This is a genomic window from Halopseudomonas pelagia, assembly GCF_009497895.1.
Classification (GTDB): Bacteria; Pseudomonadota; Gammaproteobacteria; order Pseudomonadales; family Pseudomonadaceae; genus Halopseudomonas; species Halopseudomonas pelagia_A.
Map to the genome: position 1 here is coordinate 3,377,687 of NZ_CP033116.1, position 14,079 is coordinate 3,391,765.

Below are 14,079 nucleotides of genomic sequence, written 5' to 3' on the forward strand. Positions count from 1 at the left end.
ACAGCAGCACTCACCAGACATTAATCCATCGTAATAAAACAGGCAGTCACGGATTTTAGTTTTTAATAGGTTTTGCGGGTACGCCAACGAATGTGGCGTTATCCGGTACATCACTCACTACGGCCGCACCAGCGCCAATCAGTACTTCACGCCCTATTTGAATCAAGGGCCTGGCAACAGCACCAATGCCTATCCAGCTTAAATCACCCACTGTCACTCCCCCGGCAAGGGCCGCATTCGGGCTAACGTGAACAAAATCCCCTAGCAGGCAATCGTGCTCAACGCAGGCACCGGTGTTAACAATGCAGCCGCTGCCCAATCGCGCATCCGTATTCACTATCGCACCAGATAATACCACGGTGCCATCACCCAGGTGAGCATAACGGCTAATCATTGCAGACGGGTGTACAAGGGTGACCAAGGAGGCGCCGGCATGCAGAAGCAGCAGGCATTTGTCCCGCCTTACGGTGTTGTTACCAATGGCGACCACTACACCCTGAAACTCGTCTAACCGATTCAGTAGCGCGTCGGTATTCCCCACCACAGTCCAATGCCCAAGTTCAGACCGTGCCGGCCATGCATCATCAAAAAAAACCACATCATCCCAACCACACATTTCAGCGCAATCAGCGACGACCTTGCCGTGACCACTGGCTCCCACAATAGCGAGGCGTTTCACTGGTCGTTCCCGGTGAACTTGCTCATGGTCGCTTCTCCGTCGGCACTAATGCCGTCGCGCACAACCACTTTTTTTACGGTAAGAAATAGGATCTTGATATCGAGCCAGAGCGTGCGGTTTTCTACATACCATACGTCCAGCGCGAACTTGTCTTCCCAACTGAGAGTGTTCCGGCCATTGATCTGGGCCCAGCCAGTCACACCGGGCCGGACGTCATGGCGGCGATACTGCTCAGGCGAATACAGCGGTAAATACTCCATCAACAGTGGGCGCGGGCCAACCAGGCTCATATCACCCTTAATCACGTTCCATAGTTCAGGCAATTCATCCAAGCTTGATGAGCGTAGAAACTGGCCAAACGAAGTAAGCCTTTCGGAATCGAGCAATGGATTCCCCCAAGCATCAGTCGCATCTTTCATCGTACGAAACTTCACCATTTCAAAGGGCCTTCCATTCAGGCCCGGCCGTATCTGGCGGAAGAGAACAGGAGAGCCCATGTTGCGGCCGACTTGCAAGGCGACGATGGCGATGACGGGAGAAACCATGACCAAGCCTACCAAAGCCAAGATGATGTCTAACAACCTCTTCGTCATACAATGCCCATTTCTTTTAGCATAACTGCGTTTACCTTGTGCACATCATATTTCTCTACCGCTATCTCGCGGGAACGCCTCCCCATCTGAGAAACCAATGCCGGTTCTAGGATGAATCGCTCCATAACCGCAACAAGTGCATCAACAGATCTCACGGGCACCAAATAGCCATTTTCCCCATCGACCACTGTCTCCCTACAGCCAGGGGAATCGGTTGTGACGATAGGTCGGCCCATGGCCATGGCCTCAAGTATGGTGCGTGGCGTGCCTTCGCGGTAATAGCTAGGCAGTACGTAGACACTGGTATCGGCAATCGCAGGGCGAACATCCGTCAATGCTCCTAAATAATCAATATGCCCAGCCTCAACCCACATATCCAACTCTGAGCGCGTAATTGAATCAGGGTTACCATCAATGTCACCCACCAGCCGGAACATCGCTTGGGGGTAACGCCTGCGGATCCTTGTTGCAGCCTCCACATACTCTCGGATGCCTTTATCCCCGATTAGCCGAGCAATCAGTAGGAAACTTGGCACGCACCGATCCAGCGGCGCGACAGAAAAGTGAGACGTATCAATCCCTGATCCATTAACGACTTTCGAATGCACGCCTGGATCAATCAGCTCACTCTCACGAAAGAGTGCTTCATCGTCGGGATTTTGAAAGAAAACCAATTCGGTGCCCTTCAACGCTAACCGATACAAGCCACGCACCAGCCGCAGAACAAGACCACGCTTACCCCGGGCCTCACCGGTAAAGGCATAGCCCAGACCCGTAATAAGCGCGTAACGTTTGGGTACTCTAGCCAACCTAGCCGCGAGAGTGCCGTAAATCACCGGCTTGATGGTATAACCTAGTACCGCGTCGGGCTTGATCTGACGGAAGATACGATAGAACGAAAGCAACGTATTCAAATCATTAAGCGGGTTTATGCCCGTGCGCTGCATGGCAACATTGTGAGGCGTTACGCCCCAAGCTTCTAGTTCGCGGCGGGTGGCCTCATCCTCTCTTAGTCCCGGAGCAACGGCGTGAACTTCGATACCAGCCTCGCACAGCGCCTTGACTAGCGGCCCGCGAAAATTGATTAACGAACGAGCGAAACCTGCATGGATAACTATGCGCATAGAAAACCAATATTCATAGGTGTAAAAAACTCACTGAGGGTTTACAGATGCTATATATTTTGCTCAAGAATCGACACCGAAGATATCTCTGGTGTAGACCTTGTCCATTACGCCTGCTAGAGCCTCTTCTGGACGATTGGCCACTATTACATCTGACACCTTCATGAACTCGTCCAAGTCATTGACAACCCGAGAGCCGAAAAAAGCTGCTTCCTCAAGGACAGGCTCGTATACCACGACCTCAATACCCTTCGCCTTAATGCGCTTCATCACTCCCTGAATAGCAGAAGCTCGGAAGTTATCTGACCCGGATTTCATTACTAACCGGTAAATCCCTACAACTTTAGGATTTTTTGCAATAATCGAATCAGCAATGAAGTCCTTGCGAGTGCGGTTAGCTTCTACAATTGCCTTGATCAGGCTGTTCGGCACTTGGTCATAGTTAGCTAGCAGCTGCTTAGTGTCCTTGGGCAAACAATAGCCGCCGTAGCCAAACGAAGGATTGTTGTAATGGCTACCAATACGCGGGTCCAGTCCAACGCCTTCTATAATGTGTTTTGTATCGAGACCGTGTACTTGAGCGTAACTGTCTAACTCATTGAAATACGCTACACGCATCGCAAGAAACGTATTAGAAAACAGCTTGATTGCCTCCGCCTCAGTCGAGTCGGTGAGCAACACCCTCACATCCTTCTTAATAGCACCTTGCTGCAAAAGCCCAGCGAACACTTTAGCTCGCTCACTTTGCTCGCCTACAATAATTCGTGATGGATACAGATTGTCATGCAGCGCTTTACCTTCACGCAGAAACTCCGGCGAAAAAATAATATTCTCAGAAGAGGTTATTTTCTTAAGGGCCTGCGTATAGCCAACCGGCACGGTGGATTTGATGATCATCACCGCGCCAGGGTTGATTGCCAAAACATCAGCGATAACTGTCTCTACAGTGCTAGTATTGAAGTAATTATTCTGCGGGTCATAATCGGTTGGCGTAGCGATAATTACATATTCTGCTCCGCATAATGCCTCTCTCTTATCCAACGTAGCAGTAAGATTTAACTTCCTGTTATTCAGGTATTCTGAAATATCGGCGTCTTCGATAGGTGACACTCTATCATTTAGAAGCTCAACCTTTTCCCTGATAATATCCAACGCTATAACTTGGTTGTGCTGTGCCAACAAAACAGCATTGGAAAGGCCTACATATCCCGTGCCGACAACTGCAATCTTCCTCATAAACCTTTGTACTCCTTGAACCAGCGAACAAATCTATCCATACCCTCTTCAATCTCCATCTGTGGTTTGTAGCCCACAATGGTTTCCAACCGATGGGTGTCAGCGTAGGTGCGTTCCACATCGCCGGGCTGCATGTCAAGCATGATTTTTTTAGCTGGGATACCAATCGCACTTTCGATAGCCTCGATGAAGCGACCCAACTGAATAGGCTGGTTATTACCGATATTAAACAGCGCATAGGGTAGTTTGCACGCGGGAATAGCATCCTGAATGCGCAGTACACCCTCAACAATGTCTTCAATATAAGTGAAATCGCGCTGCATTTTACCGTGATTGAACACTTTGATCGGTTCACCTTTGAGAATGGCGTCAGTAAAAAGCCATGGGGCCATATCAGGTCGGCCAGCAGGGCCGTAAACGGTAAAGAAACGCAAGCCCGTCACAGGGATACCGTACAGATGCGCATAGGAGTGAGCCATAAGCTCATTGGCCTTCTTGGTGGCAGCATAAAGAGAAACAGGATTATCAACCTGATCAGCCTCGCTAAACGGAATTTTAACGTTCATGCCGTACACCGAACTGGATGATGCGTACACCAAGTGCTCAATACCATGATGACGGCAACCTTCAAGAATTGTCATCATCCCCACAAGGTTACTGTCTACATACTCAAAAGGTGCCTGCAAAGAATAACGCACTCCAGCTTGGGCCCCTAGATGAATAACCCTCTGAAATTTCTCGATAGCAAAAAGCTCAGCAATACCTTCTCGGTTAGACAAATCCATTTTGATAAAACGGAAGTTGGAATGACTTACAAGCTGAGCCAAACGGTATTCTTTGAGAAGTAGCTCATAGTAGCTATTCATATTATCGAGGCCAATCACTTCATGCCCCTGCTTAAGTAAGCGTTCGGCAACGTGCATTCCAATAAAACCGGCAGCGCCGGTAACGAGGTATTTCATATAAAATCCCATAAAAGTGTGACGCCTACCAGCAAGGCATAACCTAGATCACAAAATTTTTCCGCTAAGTTTCAATAACTACTTATAATTTCGGACGTGCTCATCGATAACATTCTCCATTTAAAAAAATTCTATGCCGGTTAGACCCAACTTCTGATCTTTCTCGGAACTTATGTTCAACTGCTCGGCCGAGTCGGCTGAGGCCATGCGGCCCTTAAAAATATAAGCACGCCAGCTCACACCTTCGCCAAACCTGCCCCCGCACTCAATTGCGATTGAGTTGCTGCATCTGAATTACCGTTCAAAAGTAATAATAAGCGACAAATCGAACTTTCCTGAGCGTTCCTGAAGAATCTATAACGTACTAACAAATGTGAATGCACCGCTGCCTTCCAATAAATGACAGCTAAGCTAATCACGGGGAGCGCCAGAAACAGGCTTGTAGGTAAATTGAAAGGGCTCCACTCTAGCACCACGGTTCAAAACGATTTCTGGTTATATAGGCCGGCGAAAATCCGTAGAATAGGCAATCAACAATGTGCCCGGAAATGGCTTTTGATTGTGATAGCCGAAAGCAAGCTGATACAAAGTTCGCAGCAACCTTCCCAAGAAACGAATTTAAAAAGGTTTTGACTAAACAGGATACCCAGCCCGAGAAACAGCGGACTCCAAAACATACACACTTGCTAAACTTGGAGCTACCACCACGTACGGGTAACGAGTGATGATTGGTAAGTGGAAAATATCAGTTGTAGCTTTTCAAATACTTAATGTAGAGAAAGCATTGTACCCAGCTCACCATATTAATTTCTTTCCTTCTGTAACATAGCGATCTCTTGACAATAAAAAAGGTGGCTTATAATTCGCAGCCAAACTGCTAATGCGAAAGCGGACTACCATTGCGCCTTTTGCCATGAAACGCAGGACTATCCAGATCTGTCTGTACATGAAACACTTATAAACATTAACAAAATGGTACCTTGCATCTCATAAAGACCACCCTGCTAATCAAAAAAGCTCATACTGCAACAAACTATTGAAATCGCAGCTTATGGCAGCTTAAACATTGAACCAACTTTAAAATCAAACTCATCTGGTTCATAGCTAATGTAACCGCTTCCATCATAAAATGTCAGCTCACCAAATACTATACGGCCGTCAATATTATACAGGTCAACTCTAACGTGAGGAAAACCCACAGCCAATTTTCTAACTACATCCAGCATTCGCTCAAAGTCCTTCGGCTTGGCCAAACCCTGGTGCAGCTTTTTTATTCCTGCCCTATACACATCAAGCTTGTTGAATTGTGTATCGTAGACCCCTAACTTAAGACCGTCATTCAAAAAGCGATCCTTTAGGACATATAGAAACATCGGCTCCCCATTGAAACAAAAAAATTTGTAATCTGTAAGGTCGCCATCTTCTTCCGGCTCAAGATACTCTTCTACTAAAATTTTACCAACAACATCATAATAACTCCACTCCCGCCCCAGCTTAGACAGAGGAGCACTCATCCAAGATGTCAACTTATTTACTAAATCTGCCTTATGTATATCTTTCTTGCTTCTAACTATCAAATTACGCTGCGCCCCATTATTGTATTTCGCTACGAATTTTTCTGGCAACGCCTCAAATTCTATATCTTCAGCACTATGGTACACTGCATACTCAGTAGTAAGAATATCCGACAAGCCCCGCTCCCTAACAAAATCTCGAACACAAACTTTATCCACACACTTTGTCATAAGCGGGTCTCTATAATTTAGCTTATACCATTGCAGCTTTTCACTAAACCTTTTCGGCTGTTTTATATCAGCCACCCGGCCAAAATACATAAAATATTGGATTTTAATCATGATCTTATCAGGAAAAAAATCAAGAATAGATAAAACCTTAAGTCTTAGAGACTTCGATCTAAGTATTTTTTTATAAATTGGAACGTAAATTTTTTCTGGCACCATTTTTTAGCACTCAACGGCAGATTTTTAAAGAAATATATACAGACTATCGACTCTAGCGCTAATCACCTCGCAAGCAGGCGCTTAAATCAACGCTTCCATGAAAAACATCTTTTAAATAGAGAACAAAACCAAAAGGCATGAAAAAATAAGGTACAGAAAACGAGCGCATCAATCTTCCTTTAAACAACCTGAAGCGCCACCAGTTAACTCCCGACTTAAACCTCTCAAAATAGCTAAGATTGTTTTCTATATATTTATTTTCATAAACATATAGAGTAGAATTAAAATACCGATGCCTGCTTACAACACTACTATCAGTAAGACCGCCTGGTAAATACTCAGCAATATAACCTTTATAATTTAAAAACTTTGTCTTACCCAAGTGACCAATTGCTAAAAACAAGGGCGACTCAGCCATAAATTTCTCGCCGTCGAAAACAGGAAAACGGTAATTAAATATTGCGTTTTTTCGAAAAATATCAGCATTATCATTAGCAAGCTTAGAGTTAATCAGATCGAAATAACTGTCAAAGCTATTTGGAAAGCACTCTCCTAAAAGCCTGCCTTCATTATTAATTTGCAACATTCTAATTGAAACATATTCTGAAGAGAGGTTGCGAACCTCATTAAGAATAACTTCGATACAGTCACTAACCAACATATCGTCACTATCAACAATAAATATCCATTCATTGTTTTCTTCATTAGAAAACCCCGCATTCAATGCACTGTGCTTTCCTGCATTATCCTGCCTAAAATAACGAACACTAAGCAATCCTTGATTAATAAATCTTTCTATTAATTCTGGCGTCTGGTCAGTGCTACCATCATCAACAATTAGCCACTCAAAATCTTTTGATGTCTGATTAACCAAAGACTGGTAAAGCTTGATCAGCTCATTCTTTCTATTAAACGTGGGCGTTAAAACAGTAATCATACGCACCTCAAAAAAGACTGCCATCCAAACAACTTAAATACATGCAAACCATAACTGTCACACTCCCAGGATTTAAGACCAACAGACAGCCAAAAATCAGACACTTACAGTTCCGCGATAGACATTAACAAATAGGCCAATTAACACAGCAACCCAATAGAATTTTTTAACAACTGGAAAAGCAATGACAACGTATAAAAACAAACCAAAGAAAGCGTATATCCAAGAATTCAACACATATCTATTAGAATATGCCCCCCACCCAAGAAGTAGGAAAGGAATCATAGAGATCAAAACAAAGACCAGATACACTCTAGCTTTAACGTTTTTCAGTGCATATAGAAATATAGGAACCACAAGCACAAAACTAAAAGCGTAAAAGTCGTAGCGAACCCCTCTCTTATATTCTGCATGACTAGCATAACTACTAACCACCTCCCAAACAGGAATATAAAAAAACTCAGATAGGCGTTTTACAACTAGCTCGGAAAAGCCCAGCAAATAAAGAATACTTAATATTACAAATATAAATACTGCCAAATAAAAGCTCTTCCCAAAAAATATTCGCGTATAAAAAAAAACAACATAAAATGGAAGAATTAAGATGGTACTGTAATGAAAACCAATAGCTAAAATTAACAAACTTACCGACAAGCGCTTTCTATCTTCTAATAAATATAGAAAAGACAAAAGAAGACAGAGCAACGACAATCCTTGCCTTATTGCATTAACATGCAACTGAATGACAAAGGGTACCATTACCATTAACCCGAATATCAGAAATGCGCTCTTCAGCTGAGCTCTTTCATTATTGAAATTGCTTACAGCCACACCCGCCACTTTAAGAGCTGACAAGTACATAAGTGAATACAACGTTAGCGATATGATAAAAAATATTAAAGTAGGCCCCATACCCAACACATACATGGGATAAAGAAATAACTCAAACCCAAGCTCGCTGTCACCTATGCACTTACAGGCGGCACCTGAAATAAATGTATTAGTATAGTTTATTGTATCGGTTCCGACAGAAACATCCCTGTCACCTACAAGATACGATGAAAGCACTATTAACAAAAACAAAAAAGCAGTATCTAGTTTGTTTTTTGTCACAACAACCTCGATATTATTTTAATAAACGGCCACCAGCTTTTGATTCAATTCATTAAATCAGCCGCTGTTGATAATTTGGTTATTTAGGGACAGCATGCATGCTTACTCATTATCAATGATCCTCCTACCCGTCAAGTTAGCCCTTTCGGTCACTCGTCGATTAAACAGACTTGGTAAATTCATCCAAGATGCATCCCCCTCCCAATACTCACGCGACGTCAGGTCATGAACATCAGGCTTTACCAGTTGCAACTCATTTAAAGTCGCATCATTACTTCTGGACGAAAATCTCTACCCGACTTAGCTTCTATTAGCCCCCAAAACAATTATGCTTCTTGCATGCTGATAAAACTCAAAAATCGGCATTTCCTGGTATCCATATCAATTATCTATTCGACACTATATTAAAAAAATCCTGAAAGTTCTCTTTTAAAGCGGAGTACACCCAGTAACAACAAGATTATAGAAACAAGAACCATCAGGCCCAACGCCTGATAATCTCCGCCGCCGCCTTTTGCATAATGACTGGTAAAATAAATTGGCAAAATACTAATAATCGACATAAAAGAAACTACTTTAAGTCCTACTTTGAAAGATTTAGATAGATACCTATATCTTTTGACCATGAAATAAACTGTACCTACCAGTGAGAGCACGTTGTATGTTAACCATGCATAAGCAGCACCCACCACGCCTAAGTAACTTACAAGACCCCATAAACAAACCAAGTAAACTGGTGCCAAATACAAATTCAGCCTTAGTACTAACGACGTCCAACGATTTGCAAGCTGCAACGCAAATGGTATTATCAACACCGACTGGATAGCAGTTCCTAACATTAATATAGGTAGTATTTTTGCGGCCCCAGAAGCCAAGTCCTGGTCAAACAAAACTCTCATTGTGATTTCGCTAAACATCCAAACTACAGAGCATAATATAATCATCAGTATAACAACTCCGCAGATCGCTGAAGTAAAGACCTGCTCGAGTTTCAAAACATTATTTTTTGCCACATCTATTGAAAACCTAGGGAAAATTACAGAATACAATGCTGATGAGCAAATATAAGGTAGCGCTGCTACAGTGGCAGCCAAAGAATATGCAGCATAGTCACCCAGAGCAACAGCACCTGATAAATATAACTTATCTGATTGAACAACTAAAACAGAGGTTATTGATAAAACAAATATATTTACGCTATATGCGCCTCCGCTGACGATGTATCTAAACCCAAATCGAGACTCGATTACAACCGACCACTCTTTTCTATATACAAAATAAATCAAAGCTCCTAGATATAAACATTGGCACAAAACCTGGGCCGCAAAATACCCTGCTACATTTATTTCCTTGGCAAACAGATAAATAAATGCAACCACACCAACTGTTCGTGCTATAGAGTAGAGCGAATAGAGCATGCTCATTTCCACTTGCTGCTCTCGTCCTACAAGCGCTCCTTGAGCCACAACAACTATGAAGTTAATTCCTACAAAAGCCCCAATCCACCTTATTGAGTTCGCAACAACAGCAACAGACAAATCTTCAGCCACCAGCCAATTGTTCGCGACTAAATCGGCAAGCGCATTCACGGAAACAGCAACTACCCCCCCTATTAATGCAAAGCAAATAATATAAGAATTTATCATGCCATACGAATGAGAGAAATATCTTTTGGGAGCATAACTGTATCGCTTTTCAAGCTTTGCCAGCTTATTTATCAAATTACTGGTCAGGCCACCTTCAAGAATCATCACCACCATTACGACTGTATTAAAAAAGCCAATTAATCCTATACCCTCAGCTCCAAATATTTTAGCTAAAAAGGGTAGTGCTATTAAGCTAGTAACTGCAAAAATCAGACGTCCTGTAAAACTTGCAAAAAAAAGCTTTTTTAAGCTCTTTGCTTTCATTTAGCAGTCGCAGTGAAATTAATATTAGGGTAATTCGATGCTATATAAGCATCGAATTCATTTCGTGCTAACGCCACGTCGTCGACAATCGCTACAATATTTTGACCGTTACTTGCGCTAGGGCGCATTAACCGCTTTAGTCTTGCCCGGCTAATTTCAAATATTAGTACCATCAACTCCTTTAGTATCGCTGTCAATTCAACACCACCATTTTTTCTTACCATTTTCCAAGATTCAATAATATACGGATAATAAGAAGTGTGTCTTATAAAACATAAAGCATAAAGCCTTGCCAAGTTAGTTTTATCTAGCCAACTATTATTTCCAGTTCCTACGAGTGTCTCCCAAGCAGCTTGACTCCAAACAGTTTCAACGCTAAAGAATTTTGGGATTTCAGATGGCCAAACGAGACTCTTAAATGGTGTGATATGCGGATCGCTCGAAAGGTCCCCTTTATGCTTACCCTGGGCACTTCTCCCACTATTACTTCCTCCTGCAGATCCAGGCAAAGTAAAGGGATAATCGACAATATGATAATGCCCTCCCTCTAGAGACAAGGCTATAGATGACGAAATGTCAGGACTAACACCAAAAAAAATCTTTCCGTTTTTCAAACGCAAATCATCTAGTATCTTTTTACTGACTAATCCATGATAGAGCTTAGGTAAGTGTTCTGTACCTTGGCAGGCCATTTTTAAAGTCTTCCTGAGACCCTCATGGCAATCACGCTGCTCTATGTGCCCATCGAAATCTTTAATATAGATACGTCCAGCATGAACATTTCCATAGAAGCGCGATCTGAAATCCGGCCAATAGTAAGAGGCGTTTGCTTTGGGGGTTATCAGATTAATGTAGTTCACTTTAGCATACTTAGCGACCTCCAGCACTTTCTCCGAGACAGTATCGTCATCTCCAATCACTGATATATATTCACCTTCAGCTAAAGCAAGAGCTCTTTCGTAGTTCTCAGTCATAGACAAAGTTCCAGACCAATGCACGTATTTTAGTCGATGATCTTCTTGCTTTGCAGCCCACTTTTTTAAATCACAACTATCATTACTTGTATCATGCACTACAATCTGGATTTCTTCGGAAATCATACTGAGCATACTTTTGATGCATGGCACAGCGTAACTCGAACGGTTATGCGTTGGAACAACTATCGAAACTAAGTATCTTGAGTTCATTATCTGAAGAATCTTTTTTAAATTTGAATTATATCTACGATCCGTGTAAACCGTAAACGATAGGTTAACTTTCGACACTAAGCCCGCTTTAAACTTAACGACTTGTGACTATCTCTTTTAATAAGCTTAAAGCTTATCAGGAAAATGTCACATACGCCTATTCTACTGTTACCGACTTAGCCAAGTTTCTGGGTTTGTCTACGTCTGTTCCTTTTACCAGCGCAACATGGTAGCTGAGTAGTTGCAATGGGATGGTATAAACAATGGGAGAAATGCTCTCATATACCCATGGCAGTTTTATGTGGGTAATACCGTCGCCGTTATCCAGGTCTGCCCGTTCACAGGCAAAATTGATTAACTGTCCGCCACGGGCGCGGACTTCCTGGAGGTTGGATTTGAGCTTTTCCAACAGGCTGTCGCTCGGTGCGACGCTGACCACAGGCATATCTTCATCTACCAAGGCCAGAGGGCCATGTTTCAGCTCGCCTGCGGCGTAAGCTTCAGCATGAATGTAAGAGATCTCTTTCAACTTGAGCGCTCCTTCCATCGCAATGGGGTAATGCGTACCGCGGCCAAGGAAAAGCGCGTGGTGTTTATTCGCAAAACTGTAAGCCAAATTCTCGATAACTCCGTCCAGTTCAAGCACTTGCTCAATCAGTTTGGGTAAGCCGCGCAGAGCACGGATATTGGCGGCGATCATATCCGGAGCACGATCCCGCTCTTGAGCGAGTGCTGTGGTTAGCCAGAGAAGTGCTACCAATTGAGTAGTAAATGCTTTGGTGGAGGCAACACCGATCTCGGGGCCAGCGTGAGTTAGTAAGCGCCAATCTGCCTCGCGTACCAGAGAGCTGCCAGCCACATTACAGATTGCCAGCGTGCCCAGGTAACCTTGTTTTTTGGCGTAGCGCAGAGCAGCCAAAGTGTCGGCTGTTTCACCCGACTGGGAGAGTGTAATCAGCAAAGTGCCCTCAGGCACGGAGACACTGCGGTAGCGGTATTCACTGGCGACTTCTACCTGGCAGGGCAGCCCGGTCTGTTCTTCAAGCCAATAACGCGCAACCAGGCCAGCATGGTAGCTTGTGCCGCAAGCAACGATATGGATATTCCGCACGTCCTTCAGGCGGCTTTCCGCATCGGGGCCGAGCACGGCGGTCAGTACGCGATCTTCACCCAGCAAACCGGCGAGTGTGTCGGTGACCGCACGGGGCTGCTCGTAAATCTCTTTGAGCATAAAGTGGCGGTACTCGCCTTTATCCAGACTATGAGCTGCATGTGCATAGCGTTGCACCGGATAAGTCATGCTGCGGTTCTGGCTGTTCCAGATCTCGCAGCTATTCAACGTAAGCCGCGCGTGATCGCCTTCCTCCAGATAAATAAACTGATCCGTGACCTGCAGCAAGGCCAGAGGGTCGGACGCGATAAAATGTTCTTCACTCCCCTCGCCTATTACCAGCGGACTGCCCATACGCGCGCAATACAGCGTGCTGGGTTCATCCTGATGGATAACTCCCAATGCATAGGCGCCACGCAGCTCTTCCAGCGTGCTACGTAACGCGCTGAGCATATCCGGCTTGTGGGAATAATGGTGTGCCAGCAGATGGGCTACCACTTCCGTATCGGTATCGGAGGTGAACTCGTAGCCCTGGGATTGCAGCCGGGTGCGGAGGGAATGATGATTTTCGATGATGCCGTTGTGCACTACTGCCAAGCGCTCTGACAAATGCGGGTGCGCATTGCGCTCAGAGGGCTTGCCATGGGTAGCCCAGCGGGTATGAGCAATGCCGAGGTGACCGTTGGCAGTATTGGATTCCAGCGCCTGCTCCAGCTCAGCCACTTTGCCCATGGCGCGGGTGCGTTTTATACCGTTGCCATCATCCAGAACAGCAACGCCAGCGGAATCGTAACCGCGGTACTCCAGGCGACGCAGGCCTTCAATCAATATGGGTGTGATATTGCGCAGTGCGACTGCGCCAACTATTCCGCACATTTCCGTGGTTCTTCCTTGGTTGTATTGGCATTCAGCTGCTGCGGCCAAGAGCGCTCTCAAGCACGCTACCGCCCCAAGATTTAGTGTCGATTTCTTGAGGACCATGGCCAGCAGCGGTATAAAAATCAGTAAATCCACATCACACCGCCGGTTGGTCCGGCAGTGTCAGCGGCTCTGTGACCGCTCTTATTTCATATAGTTTGGTAAGGGCTGGATATTCAGGCGGTCACGGAATCCGCCTGTATTCGCCGAATGGCTGTTAGCCGCCGATCATATTTTTGGATAGCTATACTGGATGAACTCAGCACGTGGTAATTCACTAGCCGATTGCCAGGCAAAGGCCTGTTCTGATGTGAAAATGACATCCTGTCCCCTTCTTCCCGTTAAATG

The 14,079-nt window shown here is 44.5% G+C and carries 11 protein-coding genes; all 11 read right to left on the reverse strand.

All coding sequences use genetic code 11. The features are described from left to right. Positions 1 to 55: 55 nt before the first annotated feature. The 11 genes from EAO82_RS15600 to glmS all read right to left on the reverse strand — a co-directional run bounded on the left by EAO82_RS15600 (position 56) and on the right by glmS (position 13,689). Positions 56 to 679, reverse strand: a complete 624-nt coding sequence (locus EAO82_RS15600; protein ID WP_096347490.1) for an acetyltransferase — start codon at positions 677 to 679, stop codon at positions 56 to 58. Continuing rightward, on the reverse strand, positions 676 to 1,272 hold the full coding sequence (locus EAO82_RS15605) for a sugar transferase (protein ID WP_096347491.1): 597 nt from the start codon (positions 1,270 to 1,272) through the stop codon (positions 676 to 678). The genes EAO82_RS15600 and EAO82_RS15605 overlap by 4 nt, the downstream gene beginning before the upstream one ends. Beyond that, positions 1,269 to 2,396, reverse strand: coding sequence for a glycosyltransferase family 4 protein (locus EAO82_RS15610; protein ID WP_096347492.1), 1,128 nt, complete (start codon positions 2,394 to 2,396; stop codon positions 1,269 to 1,271). Before EAO82_RS15610 ends, EAO82_RS15605 begins: the two co-directional genes overlap by 4 nt. A gap of 63 nt (positions 2,397 to 2,459) precedes the next feature. Continuing rightward, entirely contained in the window at positions 2,460 to 3,632 is a 1,173-nt protein-coding gene (locus tag EAO82_RS15615) for a nucleotide sugar dehydrogenase (RefSeq protein WP_174958931.1), read from the reverse strand. Next, a complete protein-coding gene (locus EAO82_RS15620; RefSeq protein ID WP_096347527.1) occupies positions 3,629 to 4,594 on the reverse strand; it encodes an NAD-dependent epimerase in 966 nt (321 codons plus the stop codon). Before EAO82_RS15620 ends, EAO82_RS15615 begins: the two co-directional genes overlap by 4 nt. Positions 4,595 to 5,643: 1,049 nt before the next feature. Further along, a complete protein-coding gene (locus EAO82_RS15625) occupies positions 5,644 to 6,450 on the reverse strand; it encodes an ATP-grasp fold amidoligase family protein (RefSeq protein WP_174958934.1) in 807 nt (268 codons plus the stop codon). A gap of 163 nt (positions 6,451 to 6,613) precedes the next feature. Next, positions 6,614 to 7,492, reverse strand: coding sequence for a glycosyltransferase family 2 protein (locus EAO82_RS15630; protein ID WP_174958937.1), 879 nt, complete (start codon positions 7,490 to 7,492; stop codon positions 6,614 to 6,616). A gap of 96 nt (positions 7,493 to 7,588) precedes the next feature. Beyond that, positions 7,589 to 8,605, reverse strand: a complete 1,017-nt coding sequence (locus EAO82_RS15635; RefSeq protein WP_174958940.1) for an EpsG family protein — start codon at positions 8,603 to 8,605, stop codon at positions 7,589 to 7,591. 404 nt (positions 8,606 to 9,009) lie between these two features. Further along, on the reverse strand, positions 9,010 to 10,515 hold the full coding sequence (locus EAO82_RS15640; protein ID WP_096347497.1) for a lipopolysaccharide biosynthesis protein: 1,506 nt from the start codon (positions 10,513 to 10,515) through the stop codon (positions 9,010 to 9,012). Next, positions 10,512 to 11,702, reverse strand: a complete 1,191-nt coding sequence (locus EAO82_RS15645) for a glycosyltransferase (protein WP_096347498.1) — start codon at positions 11,700 to 11,702, stop codon at positions 10,512 to 10,514. The genes EAO82_RS15640 and EAO82_RS15645 overlap by 4 nt, the downstream gene beginning before the upstream one ends. A 157-nt stretch (positions 11,703 to 11,859) precedes the next feature. Next, positions 11,860 to 13,689, reverse strand: a complete 1,830-nt coding sequence (gene glmS, locus EAO82_RS15650; protein ID WP_096347499.1) for a glutamine--fructose-6-phosphate transaminase (isomerizing) — start codon at positions 13,687 to 13,689, stop codon at positions 11,860 to 11,862. Between the last annotated feature and the right edge of the window lie 390 nt (positions 13,690 to 14,079).